The 22,997-nt window shown below is 62.9% G+C and carries 22 protein-coding genes; 6 read left to right on the plus strand and 16 right to left on the minus strand.

The window, feature by feature from the left end:
- Positions 1 to 60: 60 nt before the first annotated feature.
- The 3 genes from KSS90_RS22670 (at position 61) to KSS90_RS22680 (ending at position 2,446) form a co-directional block, all read left to right on the plus strand.
- On the plus strand, positions 61 to 516 hold the full coding sequence (locus tag KSS90_RS22670) for a phage infection protein (protein WP_217867346.1): 456 nt from the start codon (positions 61 to 63) through the stop codon (positions 514 to 516).
- Positions 517 to 638: 122 nt separating this feature from the next.
- A complete protein-coding gene (locus KSS90_RS22675; protein ID WP_217867347.1) occupies positions 639 to 1,271 on the plus strand; it encodes a TetR family transcriptional regulator in 633 nt (210 codons plus the stop codon).
- Between the two features lie 89 nt (positions 1,272 to 1,360).
- Positions 1,361 to 2,446, plus strand: coding sequence for an AGE family epimerase/isomerase (locus KSS90_RS22680; RefSeq protein WP_217867348.1), 1,086 nt, complete (start codon positions 1,361 to 1,363; stop codon positions 2,444 to 2,446).
- A gap of 63 nt (positions 2,447 to 2,509) precedes the next feature.
- Here KSS90_RS22680 and KSS90_RS22685 read toward each other — a convergent pair whose 3' ends face one another.
- The 6 genes from KSS90_RS22685 to KSS90_RS22710 all read right to left on the minus strand — a co-directional run bounded on the left by KSS90_RS22685 (position 2,510) and on the right by KSS90_RS22710 (position 9,062).
- Positions 2,510 to 3,277, minus strand: a complete 768-nt coding sequence (locus tag KSS90_RS22685) for an SDR family oxidoreductase (protein WP_217867349.1) — start codon at positions 3,275 to 3,277, stop codon at positions 2,510 to 2,512.
- Positions 3,278 to 3,964: 687 nt separating this feature from the next.
- Entirely contained in the window at positions 3,965 to 4,681 is a 717-nt protein-coding gene (locus KSS90_RS22690) for an ABC transporter ATP-binding protein (RefSeq protein WP_023629375.1), read from the minus strand.
- Positions 4,678 to 5,553, minus strand: coding sequence for an ABC transporter ATP-binding protein (locus tag KSS90_RS22695; protein WP_217867350.1), 876 nt, complete (start codon positions 5,551 to 5,553; stop codon positions 4,678 to 4,680). The genes KSS90_RS22690 and KSS90_RS22695 overlap by 4 nt, the downstream gene beginning before the upstream one ends.
- Positions 5,550 to 6,851 (minus strand): high-affinity branched-chain amino acid ABC transporter permease LivM, encoded by a 1,302-nt coding sequence (gene livM, locus KSS90_RS22700; protein ID WP_046854015.1) that lies wholly within the window; start codon positions 6,849 to 6,851, stop codon positions 5,550 to 5,552. Before livM ends, KSS90_RS22695 begins: the two co-directional genes overlap by 4 nt.
- Before the next feature lie 3 nt (positions 6,852 to 6,854).
- On the minus strand, positions 6,855 to 7,769 hold the full coding sequence (locus KSS90_RS22705) for an ABC transporter permease subunit (RefSeq protein WP_019098910.1): 915 nt from the start codon (positions 7,767 to 7,769) through the stop codon (positions 6,855 to 6,857).
- Between the two features lie 156 nt (positions 7,770 to 7,925).
- Positions 7,926 to 9,062: a branched-chain amino acid ABC transporter substrate-binding protein gene (locus tag KSS90_RS22710; RefSeq protein ID WP_217867351.1), complete on the minus strand. Its 1,137-nt coding sequence runs from the start codon at positions 9,060 to 9,062 to the stop codon at positions 7,926 to 7,928.
- A 440-nt stretch (positions 9,063 to 9,502) separates the two neighbouring features.
- Between KSS90_RS22710 and pncB the strand changes: the two genes are divergently transcribed.
- A complete protein-coding gene (pncB, locus tag KSS90_RS22715) occupies positions 9,503 to 10,708 on the plus strand; it encodes a nicotinate phosphoribosyltransferase (protein WP_217867352.1) in 1,206 nt (401 codons plus the stop codon).
- 3 nt (positions 10,709 to 10,711) lie between these two features.
- On the plus strand, positions 10,712 to 11,539 hold the full coding sequence (gene nadE / locus KSS90_RS22720; protein WP_217867353.1) for an NAD(+) synthase: 828 nt from the start codon (positions 10,712 to 10,714) through the stop codon (positions 11,537 to 11,539).
- A 112-nt stretch (positions 11,540 to 11,651) separates the two neighbouring features.
- On the opposite strand, the gene azu is transcribed toward nadE, so the two are convergent.
- Positions 11,652 to 12,098 carry an azurin gene (azu, locus tag KSS90_RS22725; protein WP_217867354.1) on the minus strand — a complete coding sequence of 149 codons (447 nt, stop codon included), beginning with the start codon at positions 12,096 to 12,098 and terminating at the stop codon, positions 11,652 to 11,654.
- A 347-nt stretch (positions 12,099 to 12,445) separates the two neighbouring features.
- On the opposite strand from azu, the gene KSS90_RS22730 reads away from it, so the two are divergent.
- Positions 12,446 to 13,033: a cytokinin riboside 5'-monophosphate phosphoribohydrolase gene (locus tag KSS90_RS22730; protein ID WP_217867356.1), complete on the plus strand. Its 588-nt coding sequence runs from the start codon at positions 12,446 to 12,448 to the stop codon at positions 13,031 to 13,033.
- Between the two features lie 136 nt (positions 13,034 to 13,169).
- Here the strand turns inward: KSS90_RS22730 and KSS90_RS22735 are convergent, their stop codons facing one another.
- The 9 genes from KSS90_RS22735 to KSS90_RS22775 form a co-directional block, all read right to left on the minus strand.
- Positions 13,170 to 15,467, minus strand: a complete 2,298-nt coding sequence (locus KSS90_RS22735; protein ID WP_217867357.1) for a YgiQ family radical SAM protein — start codon at positions 15,465 to 15,467, stop codon at positions 13,170 to 13,172.
- 165 nt (positions 15,468 to 15,632) lie between these two features.
- Positions 15,633 to 17,030 (minus strand): replicative DNA helicase, encoded by a 1,398-nt coding sequence (gene dnaB, locus KSS90_RS22740; protein WP_046854007.1) that lies wholly within the window; start codon positions 17,028 to 17,030, stop codon positions 15,633 to 15,635.
- 112 nt (positions 17,031 to 17,142) lie between these two features.
- Complete coding sequence (gene rplI / locus KSS90_RS22745) at positions 17,143 to 17,589, minus strand: 50S ribosomal protein L9 (protein WP_011535934.1); 447 nt, start codon at positions 17,587 to 17,589, stop codon at positions 17,143 to 17,145.
- Between the two features lie 20 nt (positions 17,590 to 17,609).
- Positions 17,610 to 18,476 (minus strand): hypothetical protein, encoded by an 867-nt coding sequence (locus tag KSS90_RS22750; RefSeq protein ID WP_046854005.1) that lies wholly within the window; start codon positions 18,474 to 18,476, stop codon positions 17,610 to 17,612.
- A 34-nt stretch (positions 18,477 to 18,510) separates the two neighbouring features.
- Positions 18,511 to 18,741 (minus strand): 30S ribosomal protein S18, encoded by a 231-nt coding sequence (gene rpsR / locus KSS90_RS22755; RefSeq protein WP_003249563.1) that lies wholly within the window; start codon positions 18,739 to 18,741, stop codon positions 18,511 to 18,513.
- 28 nt (positions 18,742 to 18,769) lie between these two features.
- Entirely contained in the window at positions 18,770 to 19,195 is a 426-nt protein-coding gene (gene rpsF / locus KSS90_RS22760; protein WP_023629370.1) for a 30S ribosomal protein S6, read from the minus strand.
- A 255-nt stretch (positions 19,196 to 19,450) separates the two neighbouring features.
- A complete protein-coding gene (gene rlmB, locus KSS90_RS22765; RefSeq protein ID WP_217867359.1) occupies positions 19,451 to 20,197 on the minus strand; it encodes a 23S rRNA (guanosine(2251)-2'-O)-methyltransferase RlmB in 747 nt (248 codons plus the stop codon).
- The gene (gene rnr, locus KSS90_RS22770) at positions 20,194 to 22,767 is read right to left on the minus strand and encodes a ribonuclease R (protein WP_217867360.1); all 2,574 of its coding nucleotides are present in this window, start codon (positions 22,765 to 22,767) and stop codon (positions 20,194 to 20,196) included. The genes rlmB and rnr overlap by 4 nt, the downstream gene beginning before the upstream one ends.
- On the minus strand, positions 22,767 to 22,940 hold the full coding sequence (locus KSS90_RS22775) for a hypothetical protein (protein ID WP_217867361.1): 174 nt from the start codon (positions 22,938 to 22,940) through the stop codon (positions 22,767 to 22,769). The genes rnr and KSS90_RS22775 overlap by 1 nt, the downstream gene beginning before the upstream one ends.
- Between the last annotated feature and the right edge of the window lie 57 nt (positions 22,941 to 22,997).

The following is a 22,997-nucleotide window of genomic DNA, read 5'->3' on the forward strand; positions in this document are numbered from 1 at the left end:
TTACCGGGCGTAGCATTGGCTCCGTACCCACTTTCCAGCCCCCCAGAGGAGCACCGAATCATGAAACGCCAACTGCTGCTGAGCCTGACCCTGTCCGTACTTGCCGCCAACGCCTTTGCCCTGCCGGCCGAAGACCAACACCTGAGCGCCGAGGCGCGCTCCAGCGCCGTCACCGTCAGCCAACCCCTGAACACCCTGGCAGAAGGTGGCGCCGAGCGCCTGCAGGAACGCGCAGGCCGCGTGGCCGAAGGCGGCTCCGATCGCCTGATCGAGCGTAACAACCGCGTTGCCGAAGGTGGTTCGGATCGCCTGATCGAACGCAACGACCGTGTTGCCGAAGGTGGTGCCGATCGCCTGAACGAACGCAACAACCGTGTAGCCGAGGGTGGTTCGGATCGCCTGATCGAACGCAACGAGCGTGTCGCCGAAGGTGGTGCCGATCGCCTGAACGAACGCAACAACCGTGTAGCCGAGGGTGGCTCCGATCGCCTGGTCGAACTCAGCCGTGTGAGCTGATCGCCATGGCCGAAAACAACAACCCTCCGCGCGGCACCTGCTCCCCTCCAAGCCCGGTCCATTGACCGGGCTTCGTTTTTTTATCCAGAATGCCCAGCCGTACAGTCATAGAATTCTCTCCCATGCTGCCGCGCGCCGAACAGAAGCTACAAACCCGCCAGGCCCTGCTGGATGCCGCCTGCCTGCTCATGGAGAGCGGCCGGGGTTTCGGCAGCATCAGCCTGCGCGAGGTGGCCAAGGCCGCCGGCATCGTGCCCACCGGCTTCTACCGCCACTTCCCCGACATGGATGCCCTGGGCCTGGCCCTGGTCGCCGAGGTGGACACCACCTTCCGCCAGACCATCCGCCTGGTGCGCCATAACGAGTTCGAGCTGGGCGGCATCACCGATGCCTCGGTGCGCATCTTCCTCGACGTCGTCACCGCCCACCGCGCGCAGTTCCTGTTCCTCGCCCGCGAGCAGTACGGCGGCTCGCAACCGGTGCGCCAGGCCATCGCCCGCCTGCGCCAGGACATCAGCAGCGACCTGGCCACCGACCTTGCGCGCATGCCGCGCTGGCGGCACCTGGACGGCGCCGCCCTGGCGGTGATGGCCGACCTGGTGGTCAAGACCGTGTTCGCCACCCTGCCCGAGCTGATCGATAGCCCCGAGCCGGGTCATCCACAGGCGCTGACACCGCAGGAAAAGATCACCCAGCAGCTGCGCTTCATCTTCGTCGGGGCAAGGCATTGGCAAGGCCTGGGCAATCCAGGTTGAGGTGATTGCCGTGGGAGCGGGCTTGTCCCTCGAACCGCTTGCCACTTCTGCTACCATGGCGCCCTGCCCGACCGTCCACGAGCGCCACCATGTCCGACCCCCGCCCCGCATTGACCCGTTTCCAACAGCACTTCGCCGAGCGCATCGTGCCGCTGTGGCAAGGCCCGGGCTGGAACGCCGACATGGCTTTGCCATACGAGGCCCTGGACACCCAGCACCGACCGCTACCGGTGCAGCGCTATCGGGCCATGGCCTGCGCCCGTCAGTTATACCTGTTCAGCAGCCGCATCGAACAACCCGGCGCGGCCGAACGCGCCGCGGCATTGTTCCGTTCGTTGCAGAAGCACTTCCATGACGCCGAACACGGCGGCTGGTTCTATAGCATCGACGCCCAGGGCAGGCCGCTGGACCGGCGCAAGGACCTCTACACCCACGCCTTCATCGTCTTCGCCTGCGCCCATTACCTGGGCAAGGTCGGCGAAGGGCTGGTGGAAGCCACGCTCAATGGCGCCCTCGAGGTGATCCACGAGCAGTTCGCCCGCGACGATGGCCTGTACGAGGCCAGCCTGGGTGAGGACTGGGCAGACCTGGGCAGCGGCCCGCTGCAGAACCCGCAGATGCACCTGGCCGAGGCTTTCCTGCAGGTGCTGGCCGTGCGCGAGGACGACGACGTTCGCGATTCGCTGCTGCAGCTGTGCGAAGCGCTGCAGGCGCAGTTCGTCGAACCGGCCCATGGCCTGATGCTGGAGAAGCCGCGCGGGGCTGTGGATAACTGGTTCGAGCCGGGCCACCAGTTCGAATGGTTCTACCTGCTCGACACTTCCGAGTTGCTGCGCGGTACTGCGCTGCATGCCTCCATCGAGCGGGCCTTCGACTTCGCCGAACAGTGCGGCGTGAAGGATGCTGCGGTACTGGCAATGCTGGATGTGGACGGCAAGGTGATCGACGCGACACAGCGTATCTGGGCCCAGGCGGAGTACCTGCGGGCACTGGCCCTGCGCCCGGGAAGCGAGGCGCGGCTGCTGGAGCAGCTCACGGCGCTGGAGTCACGCTTCCTGCATGAAAGCGGCTGGCATGAGTGCCGCGATGGCGAGGGGGCGGTGAGCCGCCATGACATGCCGTCGACCACGCCCTATCATCTGGCGACCTGCCTCGAAGGTCTGCAGCGCCTCTGACGCTATTGCGTGGCAAGTCGCAGCGGCGGTGCCAATGCGACTTGCCCCGCGATCATCAGCGAATCAACCTTTAGCCGACCGGTCGATCGAGAACCCTGCCCAGTCCTGGCTCACCGGCATCAGCTCAAGGCTGTTGATGTTGATATGCGCCGGCTGGTTGAGGATCCAGAAGATGGCCTCGGCGATATCTTGCGGCTGGATCGGCTCAGCACCGGCGTAGGTGGCGTCGTACTTGGCCTGGTCGCCGCCGAAACGCACCAGCGAGAACTCGCTTTCGCACAGCCCCGGCTCGATGTTGCTGACCCGCACGCCAGTGCCGCGCAGGTCGCAGCGCAGGCTCAGCGAGAACTGGCCGACGAAGGCCTTGGTGCCGCCATACACATTCGCGCCCGGATACGGGTAGTTACCCGCCACCGAGCCGACATTGAGGATCGACGCGCCGCGCCCGTGGGCGATCAGGCGCGGCAGCAACAGGCGGGTGGTGTACATCAGGCCCTTGATGTTGGTGTCGACCATGGTTTCCCAGTCGTCCAGGCTGCAGTTCTGCGCCGCATCCACACCCAGTGCCAGGCCGGCATTGTTGACCAGGCCCTGGAGCTTGTCGAAGCTCGGCGGCAGGCTGGCGATGGCGGCCTCCATGGCCTGGCGATCACGCACATCGACCACCAGCCCATGCACCTCGGTCTTGGCCGAGAGTTCTTGGCACAGCGCATCCAGGCGCTCCTTGCGGCGACCGGTGAGCACCAGCTTCCAGCCGGCATCGGCGAAACGGCGGGCGGTGGCTTCACCGAAACCGGAGGTCGCGCCAGTGATGAATACGGTGGATGTCATGCTCTTCTCCTTGGGTATGCTCGGCAGGCCTTGCAGCATGCCCGGCGCAAGCGTTGGCGACAACCGTTTCAGCTACTGGTCAAAAAACGTACAGATGCTGAAAAGCCCCGTGATAGCGGGCTTTCGTCAGGCTATGCGCATCTTATCCACAAGGCTTTCCCCACAGATTGGGGGCAACTTGTCGGTTCCAGGGAACCTTTGCTTGCTGTGGACATCTGCCCGTGATGGCGCAACGCTTTCAACCTGCCGTCTGCGGCGGTCTGTCCAAAGTTTTTTCACAGACTTATCCACAGAATCCGAACAACTGTGGATGAACCGCGCGACTGCTAAAAACCCTCAATAAATCATGCACAAGCAAGACCTGATCAAAAAACGAACAGATCCTTAGAAGCGTTGGTACACAAGGGATTGAGCAAGGTGCCACCATGTTTTCCACAGGCGGTTCCACATAATCCGTGGAAAGTTTTGCAGCTGTGGAAACAATGGCTTGCGTGGGAGTTGTGGAGTGCTTCGAGAAAGATATGCGACAAGTTGTCCACATCTCGACTGACGTGGGTTGGGGCTGCATGGCAGCCCCCTTCGCCGGCAAGCCGGCTCCCACTCCGGTTGCATGGCCCTCAAGCCAAGCGCCACCCTGTGGGAGCCGGCTTGCCGGCGAAAGGGCCACGCTGCGGCCCCAGTGCTGGATCAGTGCCCGCCCAGGTAGGCGTTACGCACCTCCTCGTTGACCAACAGCTCCTGCCCCGTCCCGGTCATGCGGATCTGCCCGTTGACCATCACATAGGCCCTGTCCGACAGCTTCAACGCATGGTTGGCATTCTGCTCGACCAGGAAGATGGTCATCCCGGTCTGCGCCAGCTCGCGCAGCGTGGAGAAGATCTGCTTGACCACGATCGGCGCCAGCCCCAACGAGGGCTCGTCGAGCAGCAACAACTTGGGCCGGCTCATCAGCGCCCGGGCAATCGCCAGCATCTGCTGCTCGCCACCGGACATGGTCATGGCCCGCTGGTTGCGCCGTTCCTTGAGCCGTGGGAACAGCTCGTACATGCGCTGCATATCCTGGTCGGCATGCTTGTCGCCGATCGGGATGGTACCCATCATCAGGTTTTCCTCGACGGTCATGTCGGGGAACACCCGGCGCCCCTCCGGGGACTGGGCGATGCCGTTGGAGGCAATGTAGTGCGACGACTTGCGGGTGATGTCGGTGCCGCGATAGACGATCTGCCCGGACGCCGCCCGTGGTTGGCCGAAGATCGACATCAGCAGCGTCGACTTGCCGGCGCCATTGGCGCCGATCAGGCTGACCGTCTCGCCTTCGTTGATGTGCATCGAGACCTTCTTCAGAGCCTGGATCGGTCCATAGAACACATCTAGGTCCTTCAGCTCGAGAATGGGTGCGCTCATGTCAGTTCCTCTTCGTCGGCACCCAGGTAGGCGGCAATCACCGTCGGGTTGTGGCGGATATCCTGCGGTGACCCTTCGGCGATCACGTTGCCGTGGTCGAGCACGACGATATGGTCGGAGATGCTCATGACCATGCCCATGTCGTGCTCGATCAGCACCACGGTGATGTCATGCTCATCGCGCAGCACACGGATCATGCGGCTCAGCGCTTCGGTTTCCTGGGGGTTGAGGCCGGCAGCCGGTTCGTCCAGGCAGATGATCTTGGGGCGGGTACACATGGCCCGGGCAATCTCCAGGCGGCGCTGCTGGCCGTAGGAAAGCTCACCGGCCAGGCGGTTGGCGCAGTCCACCAGGTCGACCACCTCCAGCCAGTAGAACGCATGGTCGAGTGCATCGCTCTCGGCCTTGCGGTAGCCCGGGGTGTTGAGCACCCCGGCCAGCAGGTTGCGGTTGACCCACATATGCTGGGCCACCAGCAGGTTCTCCACCACCGACATTTCCTTGAACAGGCGGATGTTCTGGAAGGTGCGCGCCAGCCCGGCGCGGTTGACCAGGTGGGTACCGCCGAACATCTTGTAGTACAGACGGTTGGCGAAACGTGCAGGCGAAACGAAGTCCGCCGCCTGGAAGCGCTCGCCGAGCAGCTGGATGACATTGGTGTGGCTGCCACGCACGTTCAGTTCGATCCGCCCGCCGCTGGCCTTGTAGAAGCCGGTGAGGCAGTTGAACACCGTGGTCTTGCCGGCGCCATTGGGGCCGATCAGGGCGAAGATCTGGTTGCGTTTGACCTGCAGGCTGACATCGCTGAGCGCCTTGATCCCACCGAACTGCATCATCAGGTTGTCTACAGACAGAATGACTTCGTCGCTCATGGCGCCACTCCTTTACGCGGGACTACACCGGTACGGCTGATGCGGATCAGCCCCCGCGGTCGCCAGATCATCATCAACACCATCAGCACGCCGAACAGCAGCACCCGGTACTCGGAGAAGCTGCGCAGCAGCTCCGGCGCCACGGTCAGCACGAACGCCGCGATCACCACACCCACGGTCGAGCCCATGCCGCCGAGCACGACGATGGCCAGGATCAACGCCGATTCGAAGAAGGTGAACGAGGACGGGTTGACGAAGCCCTGGTAGGTGGCGAAGAACACCCCCGCCAGACCGGCAGTGGAAGCACCCAGGGTGAATGCCGAGAGCTTGACCAGCACGTGGTTCAGGCCCATCGAGCGGCAGGCGATCTCGTCCTCGCGTAAGGCCTCCCAGGCGCGGCCCACCGGCATGCGGGTCAGCCGGTGCTTGATGTACAGCACCGCCAGCACCACCAGGAACAACACCGCGTAGATGAACACGAACTTGAGGTTGGCGTTGTATTCGAAGCCGAAGAACTCGTGGATCGGCACCCCGCCGTCCTTGGCCCGGCGGCCGAACTCCAGGCCCAGGAAGGTCGGCGACGGTGCCGGCATGCCGTTGGGGCCGCCGGTGAAAGACAGCCAGTTGTTCAGCACCAGGCGGATGATCTCGCCAAAGCCAAGGGTGACGATGGCCAGGTAGTCGCCGTGCATGCGCAACACCGGGAAGCCGAGGATGCACCCCGCCAACGCCGCGGCAATGGCCGCCAGCGGCAGCACGCTCCAGAAGCCCAGGCCCAGGTACTGGTAGCCCAGCGCCAGGCCGTAGGCACCGATGGCGTAGAACGCCACGTAGCCCAGGTCGAGCAGGCCGGCCAGGCCGACCACGATGTTCAGGCCCAGCCCCAGCAGCACGTAGATCAGGCCGAGGATGACCACGGTCAGCAGGTACTTGTTGGCGAAGATCGGGAACACGATGGCGATGACGATCAGCGCCGGGATGATGTAGCGCAGGCGCGACTTGTAGTTCGGCGCCAGCACATGCACGCCCGAGCCACCGCTGTCGAAGCCCTGGAGCATGCGTTGGCCGGTCGGCGTCTGCAGGAACAGGCTGAGGATGAAACGCCCGATCATCACGCCGCCGACCAGCCAGGCGACGCGGGCGGGTTCGGCGTTGAACGTGTAGCCATCGAGCACCACGCCGACGACGGGGCCGAAGACGATAAGGGCCAGCAGGCCGGCGACGATGGTCTCCAGCAGGCTGCGTTTAAGGTCGAAACCCTTGGTTTGCGAAGCAGAGGCAGTATTGGCAACGGACATGTTTCACACCTTAGCCACGAGCGGGCGACCCAGCAGGCCTTGGGGACGGAAGATGAGGATCATCACCAGCAGCGAGAAGCTGAACACGTCCTTGTAGTCGGAGTTGATCAGGCCGGAGAACAACGACTCGGAAATCCCCAGGATGATCCCGCCGAGCATGGCTCCCGGCAGCGAGCCGATGCCGCCGAGCACCGCGGCGGTGAAGGCCTTGATGCCGATGATGAAGCCGGCGTAGAAGTCGAAGGTGCCGTAGTTCATGGTGATCAGCACGCCCGCCAGCGCGGCCATCACCGCACCGATGACGAACACGTAGGAAATCACCCGGTCGGTATTGATGCCCAGGATCGAGGCCATCTTGCGGTCTTGTTGTGTGGCCCGGCACATGCGCCCGAGCTTGGTGTACTTGATCACGTAGGTGAGCAGGCCCATGCCGACGAAAGCGGCCACCAGGATGAAGATCTTGGTGTAGGTGAGCTGCACGAAGCCGGTGCCCACTTCGACGCGCATGGCGCCTTCGAGCAGGGTCGGCACGCCTTGCTGGCGGGCCCCCTGGCTGATCTGCGCGTAGTTCTGCAGGATCAGCGAAATGCCGATGGCGCTGATCAAGGGCGCCAGGCGGGTGGAGTTGCGCAGGGGTTTGTAGGCGATGCGTTCGATGGTGAAGCCATAGACGCCAGTGACGACGATGGTGAACAACAGGGTGCCCAGCATCAGCAGCGGAAACGACTCGATACCGAAGTAGGCCAGCAATGCCAGGCTGATCGCCGCGAGGTACGCGGAGATCATGTACACCTCGCCGTGCGCGAAGTTGATCATGCCGATGATGCCATAGACCATTGTGTAGCCGATGGCGATCAGGCCGTAGACCGACCCGAGGGTCAGGCCGTTGACCAGTTGCTGCAGGAAAATACCATCCATAACGCAATCTCACCTGATTGAGATTGCACGAGCGCCGACCACGCAGGGCCCGGATGCGGCGGCCCTCGCAGCGCAGAACTGTGCATATCTACTGACAAAGACAGGTACCGCGGGGCTATGGCCCGGGGCAGTGCGCGCCCGGGCCGTCAGCCATTGTTATTGTTGTTTTTCCAGCTGGTGGTACTTGCCGTTGGCATCCCACTGGTAGACCACGTAGTCGGAGACGGTCAGGTCGCCCTTCTGGTCCCACTTCTTCTCGCCCATGACGGTCTTGACCGGGTTGGCCTTGAGCCACTTGGCGGCGTCCTCGCCCTTGTTCGACTTGGCGCCGTTGAACGCGGCGGCCAGGGCCTGGACCGAGGCGTAGGCATACAGGGTGTAGCCTTCAGGCTCGGTGCCGTTCTTGCGGAATTCCTCGACCACCGCCTTGCTGTCAGGCAGCAGGCGCGGGTCGGCACCGAAAGTCATGTACACGCCGTTGGTGTACTGGGCGCCGCCGGCGGTGGCCACCAGTTCGTCGGTGACGATGCCGTCGTCGGACATGAACGCCACGTCCTTCAGGCCCTGCTCGCGCAGCTGGCGTACCAGAGGGCCGGCCTCCGGGTGCAGGCCGCCGAAGTAGACGACATCGGCACCGGCGGCACGGATCTTGGTGACCACGGCGCTGAAGTCCTTCTCGCCGCGGGTCAGGCCCTCGTACAGTACCGGCGTGACACCGCGTTTGATCAACTGCGCCTTGGTCGCATCGGCCAGGCCCTGGCCATAGGTGTCCTTGTCGTGCAGCACCACGACCTTCTTGCCCTTGAGCACATCGACGATGTAGTTGCCGGCGACGATGCCCTGCTGGTCGTCACGGCCGCACATGCGGAACATGGCGTTCAAGCCGCGCTCGGTGACCTGCGGGTTGGTGGAGCCGGGGGTAATGGCGATCACCCCGGCCTCGTCGTAAACCTCGGAGGCCGGGATGGTGTTGGAGGAACAGAAGTGGCCGACCACACCGATCACCTTGTCCTGGTCGACCAGACGGTTGGCCACGGCCACGGCCTGTTTTGGCTCGCAGGCGTCATCGCCCTTGACCAGGACGATCTTCTCGCCGTTGACGCCGCCGGCCTTGTTGATCACGTCGGCCGCTGCCTGCGCACCTTTCATGTACTGCTCGCCAAACGCTGCGTTGGCTCCGGTCATCGGGCCCGCGACGCCGATCTTGATGTCGGCCTGAACATACGAAGAAACACCCAGTGCGGTGGCTACAGCCAGTGCCAGGAAACCTTTCTTGTAAAACGTCTGCGACATGAGGTGGTGCTCCTAGAATATTTTTTTTGGTTGGCACTACAACTTCTCAGCCCTGTGCTCCGAGCAAGGGCCGTGCCAGTGGTTTTGTCTTCTGGGAAAACACACGACAAGGGGTGAACAGAGGCGACCGGCGGCCTTTTCTTTATTGAGCGTGCAACCGTCTGCCGCACGGCAAGTGGCACCCACACGCCTAGACAAGGAGCAACCGACGCCCGCCATCATTGCAACCCTCGCAAGTGTTAACGTGCAACCGCGCTGTAACAGCGGACGTCACCGAACTGCACACCACTGGTGCGCGACTGCTACAGGGAGCACTGTTTGAAGGCTAGCTGGCACACGGAAAATTACCTGCAGAGGCCAATATCGCGGGCGGCGTGGGAGCGGGCTTGCCCCGCGATCTGGCACAATGGTCGCCATTGCCGCCTTGGAGCTTCCCCCTGATGAGCGAGAGCGCATTCGCCGAGCGCATCGTGCATAACCTGCTCGACACCGACTTCTACAAGCTCACGATGATGCAGGGCGTCCTGCACAACTACCCGGACGCCGATGTCGAATGGGAGTTTCGCTGCCGCAACGGCGAGGACCTGCGCCCCTATCTGGGCGAGATCCGCAACCAGCTCGAGCTGCTCAGCGAGCTGACCCTGGATGACGGCCAACTGGCCTTCCTCGAGCGCATCAGCTTCCTCAAGCCGGACTTCCTGCGCTTCCTGCGCCTGTTCCGCTTCAACCTGCGCTACGTGCGTGTCGGCATCGAGAACGACCAACTGTTCCTGCGCCTGAAAGGCCCATGGCTGCACGTGATCCTGTTCGAAGTGCCGCTACTGGCCATCATCAGCGAAGTGCGCAACCGCCACCTGCACCCGCGCATGCGCCTGGCCGAAGCCCGCGACCAGCTATATCGCAAGTTCGACTGGCTGCGTGCCCACGCCAGCGACGACGAACTGGCCGAACTGCAGGTAGCCGACTTCGGCACCCGTCGGCGCTTCTCCAGCCGCGTGCAGGAGGAGGTGGTACGGGTGCTGCGCGATGAGTTCCCGGGCCGCTTCGTCGGCACCAGCAACGTCGACCTGGCATGGAAACTGGATATCAAGCCCCTGGGCACCATGGCCCATGAATGGATCATGGCCCATCAGCAGCTCGGCCCACGCCTGATCGACAGCCAGATCGCCGCCCTGGACTGCTGGGTGCGCGAGTACCGGGGACTGCTCGGCATCGCCCTGACCGATTGCATCACCATGGATGCCTTCCTGAAGGATTTCGATCTGTACTTCGCCAAACTGTTCGATGGCCTGCGCCACGACTCGGGCGAGCCGGTGGCCTGGGCGGAAAAGGCCATCGCCCATTATCAGAAGCTCGGTATCGACCCGATGACCAAGACCCTGGTGTTCTCCGATGGCCTGAACCTGACCCGCTCGCTGGAGATCTTCCGGGCCCTGCGTGGGCGCATCAATGTCAGCTTTGGCATCGGCACCAACCTGACCTGCGACATCCCCGGCGTGGCGCCCATGAGCATCGTGCTTAAAATGACCGACTGCAACGGCTCGCCGGTGGCGAAGATCTCCGACGAAGCCGCCAAGACCCAGTGCCGTGACGAAAACTTCGTCGCCTATATGCGCCACGTATTCAAAGTCCCCAGCAAGGAGTAACCCATGCAAGCCGTTCAGCAAGAGATTGCCCAGGCGCTCAAGGTGCAGCCGCCGTTCGCCGATACCGCCGCCCTCGAGCAGGAAGTGGCCCGGCGCGTGGCGTTCATCAAGGACTGCCTGGCCAATGCCCGGCTCAAGACCCTGGTGCTGGGCATCAGTGGCGGTGTCGATTCGCTGACCGCCGCCCTGCTCGCCCAGCGCGCCATCAACGAACTGCGCGCCGAGACCGGCGACAAGGCCTATACCTTCATCGCCGTGCGCCTGCCATACCACGTGCAGCACGACGAGCACGACGCCCAGGCCTGCCTGGAAGTGATCAAGGCCGACGAGGTGCATACCATCGACATCGCCCCAGCCGTAAAAGCCTTGGCGGCGGAGGTCGAGGAACTGAAAAACGGCTCGCCGACCCTGGTCGACTTCGTCGTCGGCAACGTCAAGGCGCGCACGCGCATGGTCGCCCAATACACCGTCGCCGGCGCCCGTGCTGGTCTGGTGATTGGCACGGACCATGCGGCCGAAGCGGTAATGGGCTTCTTCACCAAGTTTGGTGATGGTGCCTGCGACCTGGCGCCGCTGAGCGGGCTGGTGAAAAACCAGGTGCGGGCCATTGCGCGCAGCTTTGGCGCGCCGGAATCGCTGGTGGAGAAAGTACCGACCGCGGACCTGGAAGACCTCGAACCGGGCAAACCGGACGAAGCGTCCCACGGTGTGACCTACCAGCAGATCGACGCCTTCCTGCACGGTGAGCCGGTGAGCCAGGAGGCGTTCGACATCATCGTCGCCACCTACCGCAAGACCCAGCACAAGCGCGAGCTGCCGTTTGCGCCTTGATCAAGCTGTAGAAACAATTGTGGGAGCGGGCTTGCCCTGCGATGACGTGGTGGATTCACCATCGCCATCGCGGGGCAAGGCCGCTCCCACAAGGTATTGCGTCAGGTTTTGATTACTTGACGACGACCTTGCCCTTCATCATCGAGATGTGGCCCGGGAAGGTGCAGAAGAAGCTGTAGTCGCCACCGGCTTCCAGCTTCGAGGTGTCGAGCTTGATGGTGTCTTTCTCGCCAGCACCGATCATCTTGGTGTGGCCGATGATCGCGGCGTTGTCGGCCTTGATGTAGTCCTTGTCCAGGCCTTGCGCCATGCCTTCGGTGGCGATGGCCTGCATGTCGGCGGTCTTGCTGATGACCAGGTTGTGGCCCATGACGTTCTTCGGCAGGCTGCCACCGTGGGTCAGTTCGATCTCGACAGTCTTGCAGCTCTTGTCGACAGTGAATTCCTTGGTGTTGAACGACATCTGGTCGGTCGAGTCGACAGTCACCTTGCAGTCGGCGGCAAAGACGGAGGCGCTGGCGAGGGTCAGCAGGGATACCGCTACAGCTTTCGCAAACATCATGAATCTCCTTGGCAGGGTTTTATCAATTGCGAGACTGCCTGAAAACCGGACGCCCGTACCTGATATGGGTCAAGGGGTGTCAAGTCGCCAGCCAGTAGATTTGTTCAATGGATTGTATACAACCAATCAAAGTGCACATCATGCCCTCTTAATGGACGATGAGACAACCTCTCAATTAGGAGCAAATGTCATGACATTGAGCAACATGATGCGCAGCCTGCTGGCAGCCTACGCCTGCGGCGCCGCAGGTTCAGCGGTCTGCGAGTTCGCCCGTCCCGAATGATCCCCTTGGAACCGACAGGCATGCGCCGTACCCTGTGCGCGCATGTAAAGGGAGATAAGCAATGCCTGTTCGTTCCGTTTGTGTCTTCTGTGGCGCCAGCATCGGCGCCAACCCTGCCTACCGTGAAGCCGCCGTCGCCCTTGGCCAGGCCATCGCCCGCCGTGGCCTGACGCTGGTCTATGGCGGCGGCGCGGTCGGCCTGATGGGCACCGTGGCCGATGCAGCCATGGCTGCCGGAGGTGAAGTCGTCGGCATCATCCCGCAAAGCCTGATGAACGCCGAAATCGGCCACAAGGGCCTGACCCGCCTGGAAGTGGTGGACGGCATGCATGCGCGCAAGGCGCGCATGGCCGAACTCAGCGACGCCTTCATTGCCCTGCCGGGTGGCCTGGGCACGCTGGAGGAGCTGTTCGAGGTATGGACCTGGGGGCAACTGGGCTATCACGCCAAGCCGCTGGGGCTGCTGGATGTGAATGGTTTCTACGCGAAGCTGGGCGGGTTCCTCGACCATATTGTCGAGGAAGGCTTCGTGCGGCCGCAGCACCGGGCGATGCTGTTGCTCGGGGAGCAGCCTGAGGCGCTGCTGGAGGGGATGGATCGGTTCGAGTCGCCGGTGTTGCCGAAGTGGGTGGACAAGAAGCCTGATTAATCGAAAAGGGGCTGCGCTGCAGCCCATCGCCGGCAAGCCGGCTCCCACGGGTGCAGCACATGCCTTGCCCTAGTGGGAGCCGGCTTGTCGTGGCGACGAACCGCGGCGATGGGCCGCAACGCGGCCCCTTTTATGATCAGCGCGGGATGACAGGCTGGCGCGGCTTCTTGCCCTTGCCACCCTTGGCCGCTTCCTTGCGCTCCTTGGCTGCCTGCTGGTTGCGGGCGAACGCCTCGGCCTTGGCCTTCTCGCGCTTGTCCCACGGCTTGCTGCCATCGCTGGCGCGCGGCGGCAGGCCGGTGTGCTGGGTGAGGATCTTCTGGTCCTTGCCCACCTTGTGGCTGCCGGCCGGGGTCGAGTTCTTGCGCCGCGCACTCTGGTAAGTGTCGGTCGCCGGCTGGTGCAGCGGGATCAGCTGATGCTTGCTTGGCCCGATCAGGTCGGCGCGGCCCATGCGCTGCAGCGCTTCGCGCAGCATCGGCCAGCCCTTCGGATCGTGATAACGCAGGAACGCCTTGTGCAAGCGGCGCTGCTCCTCGCTCTTGACGATCTCCACCCCTTCGCTCTTGTAGGTGACCTTGCGCAGCGGGTTCTTGCCCGAGTGGTACATGGCCGTGGCCGAAGCCATCGGCGACGGATAGAACGCCTGCACCTGGTCGGCACGGAAGCCGTTGCCCTTGAGCCACAGGGCCAGGTTCATCATGTCTTCGTCGGTGGTGCCCGGGTGCGCGGCGATGAAGTACGGAATCAGGTACTGCTCCTTGCCCGCCTCTTTCGAGAACTTCTCGAACATGCGCTTGAAGCGGTCGTAGGTGCCGATGCCCGGCTTCATCATCTTGTCCAGCGGGCCACGCTCGGTGTGCTCCGGGGCAATCTTCAGGTAACCGCCGACGTGGTGGGTAACCAGCTCACGCACGTACTCCGGCGACTCCACCGCCAGGTCGTAGCGCAGGCCCGAAGCGATCAGGATCTTCTTCACCCCAGGCAAGGCGCGGGCCTTGCGATACAGCTCGATCAGCGAGCTGTGGTCGGTGTTGAGGTTCTCGCAGATACCCGGGAACACGCACGACGGCTTGCGGCAGTGCTTCTCGATGTCGTGGCTCTTGCAGGCGATGCGGTACATGTTGGCGGTCGGCCCGCCGAGGTCGGAGACCACGCCGGTGAAGCCCGGTACCTTGTCGCGCATCTCCTCGATCTCGTGCAGGATCGATTCGTGCGAGCGGTTCTGGATGATCCGGCCTTCGTGCTCGGTGATCGAGCAGAAGGTGCAGCCACCGAAGCAGCCACGCATGATGTTCACCGAGAAGCGAATCATCTCGTAGGCCGGGATGCGCTCCTTGCCATACGCCGGGTGCGGGATGCGCGCATAGGGCATGCCGAACACGTAGTCCATCTCTTCGGTGGTCATGGGAATGGGTGGCGGGTTGAACCACACATCCACGTCACCATGCTTCTGCACCAGGGCGCGGGCGTTGCCCGGGTTGGTCTCCAGGTGCAGCACGCGGTTGGCGTGGGCATAGAGCACCGGGTCGTTGCGTACTTTCTCGAACGACGGCAGGCGGATCACCGACTTCTCGCGGGTGACGCTCGGGCTGTCGAGGATCTGCACGACCTTGGCTTCGTTCGGGTCTTCCTGGTCGCCCTTGGCCTGCTCGATGGCACAGGCCTGGGTGTCCTGGGTGTTCACGTACGGGTTGATGATCTTGTCGACGCGGCCCGGGCGGTCGATACGGGTGGAGTCGATCTCGAACCAGCCCTGCGGGGTGTCGCGACGAATGAACGCGGTGCCGCGCACATCGGTGATGTGCTCGATGCTTTCACCCTGGGACAGGCGCTGGGCAACCTCGACGATCGCGCGTTCGGCGTTGCCGTACAGCAGGATGTCGGCGCTGGCGTCGACCAGGATCGAGTGGCGGACCTTGTCCTGCCAGTAGTCGTAATGGGCAATGCGGCGCAGCGAGGCCTCGATGCCGCCGAGCACGATCGGCACGTGCTTGTAGGCCTCCTTGCAGCGCTGGCTGTACACCAGGCTGGCGCGGTCCGGACGCTTGCCGGCCATGCCGCCAGGCGTGTAGGCGTCGTCGGAACGGATTTTCTTGTCCGCGGTGTAGCGGTTGATCATCGAGTCCATGTTGCCCGCCGCGACCCCGAAGAACAGGTTCGGCTCGCCGAGCTTCATGAAGTCGTCCTTCGACTGCCAGTTCGGCTGGGCGATGATGCCCACCCGGAAGCCCTGGGCCTCGAGCAGGCGGCCGATGATGGCCATGCCGAACGACGCGTGGTCGACGTAGGCGTCACCGGTCACGATGATGATGTCGCAGGAATCCCAGCCGAGCTGATCCATCTCCTCCCTGCTCATCGGCAGGAACGGCGCTGGCCCGAAGCATTCGGCCCAGTACTTGGGATAGTCGTAGAGTGGTTTGGCTGCTTGCATGTCAGTGACCGGTTCTAATGTGCAGGAAAATCGCGGGCGCGGAATATAGCACAAATTTTGACCAAATCCGACGGTGGTGGTCGGATTCATCTGTAGCTTCCACTGGCCCTATCGCCGGCAAACCGGCTCCCACAGGAGCGCTGCTGCCGGCGATAGGCTCAGTGATTACTCGTCGTCGTCGAAGTTGTACATGCCCGGCGCGAGGTTCTCGAAGCGGGTGTACTTGCCGATGAACGCCAGGCGGATGAAGCCGATGGGGCCGTTACGCTGCTTGCCGATGATGATCTCGGCCACGCCTTTGTGCTCGGTCTCGGGGTGATACACCTCGTCACGGTAGACGAACATGATCACGTCGGCGTCCTGCTCGATCGCACCCGATTCACGAAGGTCGGAGTTGACCGGGCGCTTGTTGGGGCGCTGCTCGAGGGAGCGGTTGAGCTGTGACAGGGCGATTACCGGGCAGTTGAATTCCTTGGCCAGCGCCTTGAGCGAGCGGGAGATCTCGGAAATCTCGTTGGTCCGGTTGTCACCGGCAGAGCCCGGGATCTGCATCAGCTGCAGGTAGTCGACCATGATCATGGCGATCTCGCCGTGCTCGCGGGCCAGGCGGCGGGTGCGCGCACGCATTTCCGATGGGCTGATGCCAGCGGTGTCGTCGATGAACAGCTTGCGGTCGTTCAGCAGGTTGACCGCCGAGGTCAGCCGCGGCCAGTCGTCGTCGTCCAGCTGGCCGGAACGCACCTTGGTCTGGTCGATGCGCCCGAGCGACGACAGCATACGCATGATCAGCGATTCACCGGGCATCTCGAGGGAGAACACCAGCACCACCTTGTCGCTGCGCAACACGGCGTTTTCCACCAGGTTCATGGCGAAGGTGGTCTTGCCCATCGACGGACGGCCCGCGACGATGATCAGGTCGGCGGCCTGCAGGCCGCTGGTCTTCTCGTCCAGGTCGGTGAAGCCGGTGGATACGCCGGTGATATCGCTGTCGGAGTTGAACAGCGTGTCGATGCGGTCGATGGCCATGGTCAACAGTTCGTTGACCCCCACCGGCCCACCGGTCTTCGGCCGCGCCTCGGCGATCTGGAAGATCTGCCGTTCGGCGTCGTCAAGGATCTCCTCGGCGTTACGCCCCTGCGGGTTGAAGGCGTTGTCGGCGATATCGGTGCTGATGCTGATCAGCTGACGCAGCGTGGCCCGCTCGCGGATGATCGCGGCGTAGGCCTTGATGTTGGCCACCGACGGGGTGTTCTTGGCCAGCTCGGCCAGATACGCCAGGCCACCGACCTGGGTGGACACGCCCTCCTTGTCCAGCTGCTCGTGCAGGGTGACCACGTCGAACGGCTGGTTCGCATCCACCAGCTTGTGGATAGCGCGGAAGATCAGGCGATGGTCATGCCGATAGAAATCGCCGTCCGACACCTGATCCAGCACCCGTTCCCAAGCGTTGTTGTCCAGCATCAGGCCACCGAGCACGGCCTGTTCGGCCTCGATGGAATGCGGCGGCACCTTCAGGGCAGCGGTTTGCAGGTCGAGTTGTTCGGGGGTGGTGATCTCGTTCATGGCCACGAAAGAATTCTGGAAGATGAAAAAGACAAAGGGCACGGCCTGCGCAAAACAGGACCGTGCCCGATGTTAACCGTCTGGCCCGCGAGGGACCAGCCGATTACGCAGCTTAGGCAGCTACGACGACCACACGTACGGTGGCTTCAACGTCGCTGTGCAGGTGCACGGCTACGTCGTATTCGCCAACCTGACGGATGGTGCCGTTCGGCAGACGAACTTCAGCCTTGGCCACTTCAACGCCGGAGGCGGTCAGGGCGTCAGCGATGTCGTGGGTGCCGATCGAACCGAACAGCTTGCCTTCGTCGCCAGCGGTGGCAGTGATGGTCACTTCCAGCTCGGCCAGTTGGGCAGCGCGGCTTTCAGCCGAAGCTTTCTTGTCTGCTGCGGCTTTTTCCAGCTCGGCGCGGCGTTCTTCGAACGCGGCCAGGTTGGCGGCGTTGGCAACGGTGGCCTTGCCGAATGGCAGCAGGAAGTTACGGCCGTAACCAGCCTTAACGTTTACTTTGTCGCCCAGGTTGCCCAGGTTGGCGACTTTTTCCAGCAGGATCAGTTCCATTTGGTAAAACCTCTTAACTTTTAACCTTCACCGTTCGCGGAGTCGTCACCCTGTGAAGGGGACTTGCGACCGCGAAAATCAATCAGGCTGTCGACAATGGCCAGAACCACGAGCAACGGATACATCAGCTGCATGAGCAGCGGCAACGTCACGTACATCCCCACCAGCCAGAAACCGGCCAGTCGCCCTTGTGCCACCAGCCCGTGAATCAGGGCGATGCCAGCGAGCAGCAGCACCAGGCTGGACGCACTGGCCAGGACGATGAACTGCGACCCGATGAACGGGCCCAACACCATCAATGACACCAGCACCAGCATGGGTACCAGCGGCAGCCTCAGTTCGCGAAACTCGCGCCCGAAACCACCGGGGTTGTACAACGCAGCCTGCCAATAGCGCGCCAGCATCAAGGCCAGCAGGCTGAACAGCTGCAGCATTACCGCACTGGAAGCGACCAGCAAAGGGCCGATCAGCTCACCAGGTAGTACCGGTTGGCCCTCGAACTGCGGCAGGGCTTTTTCAAGCGCCTTGGCCAGCACCTCGAAGGTTTCGCGCATCACCGCATCCAGGATCAGGCTGTACAGCAAGCCTAATGCGACACTGGACAGCAGTACCCGGGTCCAGGAATGCCCGGCGCGCAACGAGGCGGCCAGACCCAGCGTTCCCAAAAGCACCAGCAAGGTGCTCGGTTCGCCGAAGAAGCCCATGATCAACGCTGGCAAAAGGCCCCAGGCGATGACCGATGAAGCGTCCTTGAACCCGCGCCGCAGGAGCACAAGGCTACCGGCGGCGGCACTCAACCAGAACAGCAGCGGCAGTACCGCGCTGATGACCACCACGAGGGTGGCCTGCACACGACCGCGCATGATGAAACTTGCCAACGCTCGCATGCTTATCCCTTGCTACTTAGTCGACGACCCGGTCTCAGCGGCCGTGGCTGTCGGTGTAGGGCAGCAGGGCCAGGAAGCGGGCGCGCTTGATAGCGGTGGCCAGCTGACGCTGATAACGAGCTTTGGTACCGGTGATGCGGCTTGGAACGATCTTGCCGGTTTCGGATACGTAAGCTTTCAGGGTGTTGAGATCTTTGAAGTCGATCTCTTTCACGTCTTCAGCAGTGAAGCGGCAGAATTTACGACGACGGAAGAAACGTGCCATGTAATAGGCTCCTCAAAAGGTCCGTGGATTACTCGTCAGCGTTATCGCTGTTGTCGCTGTCATTGCTGTCGTCGCCTTCGGCGCCATCAGCATGCTCAGGACGTTCGCGACGCTCACGGCGCTCGCTGCGGTTCTCTTCTGCCTTGAGCATCTCGGACGGGCCGGTAACGGCTTCGTCGCGACGGATGACCAGGTTACGGATCACGGCATCGTTGTAGCGGAAGTTGTCTTCCAGCTCGGCCAGGGCCTTGCCGGAGCACTCAACGTTCAGCATCACGTAGTGAGCCTTGTGAACATTGTTGATTGCGTAGGCCAGTTGACGACGGCCCCAGTCTTCCAGGCGGTGGATCTTGCCACCATCTTCTTCGATCAGCTTGGTGTAACGCTCAACCATGCCGCCGACTTGCTCGCTCTGGTCCGGGTGAACCAGGAAGATGATTTCGTAATGACGCATGAATGCTCCTTACGGGTTAGTAGTCTGCCAGCAACCTGGTCAGACAAGGAGTGAATGACACTGTATGTCTTGCCCTAGAGAGAAGGCACATGCGCGCCTGCCAGCTCGGCAAGGGGCGCAATTGTAGAGAAGCCGAGAAGGACAAGCAAGGAGGTTGGCGAATATTTGAACAGCCGGAAACATATTCGCCCAATAGGCCGCAAGCCTGAGAAACAACGTGGGAGCGGCGGTGCGCCGCTCCCACACACGGTCAGATCAGCGCTTGACCTGACGCTGCCTCACCGCCTCGAACAGGCACACCCCGGTGGCCACCGAAACGTTAAGGCTGCTGACGCTGCCACCCATCGGCAGCTTCACCAGGAAATCACAGTGCTCACGGGTCAGGCGGCGCATGCCCTTGCCTTCTGCCCCCATGATCATCACCAGCGGGCCGGTCAGGTCCTGCTGGTAGATTTCCTGCTCGGCCTCGCCAGCGGTACCGACCACCCACAGTCCGCGCTGCTGGAGTTTCTCCAGGGTCCGCGCCAGGTTGGTCACGGCCACCAACGGCATCACCTCGGCGGCGCCGCAGGCAACCTTGCGCACCACGCCGGTCAGGGTCGCGGACTTGTCCTTGGGGATCACCACGGCGGTCGCCCCGGCCGCATCGGCGGTGCGCAGGCAGGCGCCGAGGTTGTGCGGATCGGTGACGCCATCGAGCACCAGAATCAAGGGCGGCGTCTCGGTACGCTCGAGCAGCTCGTCGAGCATCGCCTCGCCCCATACCTGGCTCGGGCTCACCTCGGCAACCACCCCCTGGTGAACGCCTTCGACCCAGGAGTCGAGTTCACGGCGCTCGGCCTGCCCGACCTGGACACGGTTCTGCGCAGCCAGCTCCAGCAGGGCCTGGATGCGTGGCTCACTGCGCCCTTCGGACAGCCAGATCTGCTTTACCCGCTTGGGGTGGTGTTGCAGCAGTGCCTGCACGGCATGCACGCCGTAGATCTTTTCCAGCTGACTCATGACTTGTTCTTGCCCTTGCGTGGCGCGCCGGACTTGGGCGGCCCCTTGCGATGCTTGGTCGGCTTGCCGGACGACTTGCCACCTTTTTCCGACTTGCCGCCGGCATGGCCGCTGGCACGCGCCTCGCCCATCAGCGCCTTCTTCATTTCACGGCTCTTGCGCACCTCGGCATTGCGCTGCACCGCGTCTTTCGGGAAGTACGCCTCGGAGGCCTCGCTCTTGCGGCTGCGCGGCTTGGGCGAAATCTTCGCTTCGACGGCAGGCACCTGCTCGGCAACCGGCTGCGCGGCAGCGCGTGGCTTGCGGCCGACCGGTGCGGTGACGGTCTTCTCCGACATTTCGAAGTCGATCTTGCGCTGTTCGAGGTCGACACGCATGACCTTCACCTCGACCGTGTCGCCCAGGCGGAAGCTGCGGCCGCTGCGCTCACCGGACAGGCGGTGATGCACAGGATCGAAGTGGTAGTAGTCACCCGGCAGGGCGCTGACATGTACCAGGCCTTCGACATAGATGTCGGTCAGCTCGATGAACAGGCCAAAACCGGTCACCGCGGTGATCACACCAGGGAAGGTCTCGCCGACGCGATCACGCATGTACTCGCACTTGAGCCAGTTGACCACGTCGCGGGTGGCCTCGTCGGCGCGGCGCTCGGTCATCGAGCATTGCTCGCCCATCTGCTCGAGGCTGTTTTCGTCGTACGGGTAGATACGCGCCTTGGGAATGCTCATGGCACCGGCGCGCTTGACGTGCGGGGTGTCGATCTTGGAGCGGATCACACTGCGGATGGCACGATGCACCAGCAGGTCCGGATAACGACGGATCGGCGAGGTGAAGTGGGTGTAGGCCTCGTAGTTCAGGCCGAAGTGGCCGTTGTTCTCGACGCTGTACACCGCCTGGCTCAGCGAGCGCAGCATGACGGTCTGGATCAGGTGGAAGTCCGGGCGCCCGGCGATGCTTGCCAGCAGCGCCTGGTAGTCCTTCGGCGAAGGGTCCTTGCCTTTGTGCAGGCTCAGGCCCAGCTCACCAAGGAATGCGCGCAACTTCTCCAGGCGCTCGGGCGGCGGGCCGTCATGCACGCGGTACAGCGCAGGCACATTGTGCTTCTGCAGGAACTCCGCGGTGGCGACGTTGGCCGCCAGCATGCATTCCTCGATCAGCTTGTGGGCGTCGTTGCGCACGGTCGGACGAATTTCGTCGATCTTGCGGTCTTCGCCGAAGATGATCCGGGTTTCCTGGGTCTCGAAGTCAATCGCGCCGCGGGTATGACGGGCCGCCAGGAGCACCTTGTACAGGGCGTACAGGCTCTTCAGGTCCGGCAGCACCGCGCTGTATTCCTCGCGCAGGGCCTTGCCTTCACGGGTACGGGAATGCTCGAGCATGCTGCTGACCTTGTTGTAGGTCAGGCGCGCGTGGGAGTGGATCACCCCCTCGTAGAACTGGTAGTCGACCATCTGGCCGGCCTTGTTGATGGTCATTTCGCAGACCATGGCCAGGCGATCGACGTGCGGGTTCAGCGAGCACAGGCCGTTGGACAACTCTTCGGGCAGCATCGGCACGACGCGCTCGGGGAAGTACACCGAGTTACCCCGTTGCTGCGCTTCGGTATCCAGGGCCGAGCCCAGGCGCACGTAGCTGGAAACGTCGGCGATCGCCACGTACAGGCGCCAGCCGCCGGAGAACATGCGCAGCTTGCCCAGCGGTTCGCAATACACCGCATCGTCGAAGTCGCGGGCGTCTTCGCCGTCGATGGTGACGAAAGGCAGATGACGCAGGTCGATGCGCTTCTCTTTATCTTTCTCCTCGACTTCGGAGCGGAACTTGCGCGCTTCCTTGATCACCTCCTGCGGCCAGACATGCGGGATGTCATAGCTGCGCAGGGCGATGTCGATCTCCATGCCCGGAGCCATGTAGTTGCCGATCACCTCGACCACATCACCCTGCGGCTGGAAGCGCGGGGTTGGCCAGTGGGTGATCTTGATCGACACGAACTGGCCGATCTTGGCGCCACCGTTGCGCCCGGCGGTGACCAGCACTTCCTGCTGGATCTTCGGGTTGTCGGGGGTCACATAGCCGATGCCGCCCTCTTCGAAGTAACGGCCGACCACGCTTTCGTGGGCGCGGGAGATGACTTCCACCAGCACACCTTCGCGGCGGCCACGGCGGTCCACGCCGGAAACCCGGGCCAGGCCGCGGTCGCCGTCGAACACCAGGCGCATCTGCGACGGGCTGAGGAACAGGTCTTCGCTACCATCGTCGGGAATCAGGAAGCCGAAACCGTCGCGGTGGCCGGACACGCGGCCACAGATTAGGTCGAGCTTGTCCACCGGGGCATAGGTGCCGCGCCGGGTATAGATAAGCTGACCGTCGCGCTCCATGGCACGCAGGCGGCGGCGCAGGGCTTCGATCTGGTCTTCTTCGTAAAGACCGAACTCTTCGGCCAGCTGTTCGCGGGCAGCCGGCTCGCCACGGTCGGCGAGGCGCTGCAGGATCAGCTCACGGCTGGGGATGGGGTTGTCGTATTTTTCCGCTTCGCGAGCGGCCTCGGGATCGAGGGATTGCCAATCGGCCATCAGAAAGGATTCACCTTGGGATATATAGAGTGGAATTCTGGCATAGGCGTATTGAAACCGGAAATGTCAGCCTTGGACAGCCCCGGCAGCGTGTCCGTCGCGCAGCAATAGCCCAGCGGAATCAACAAGTTGAATTTTTTGAAATTTTTTTCGTTCGGGGGCTTTACAGCCATCAGGAGCGTCCGTATAGTGCGCACCACAACGACGGACAACCCCGAAGTTGTAGTAGA

This window comes from Pseudomonas maumuensis (assembly GCF_019139675.1).
GTDB lineage: Bacteria > Pseudomonadota > Gammaproteobacteria > Pseudomonadales > Pseudomonadaceae > Aquipseudomonas > Aquipseudomonas maumuensis.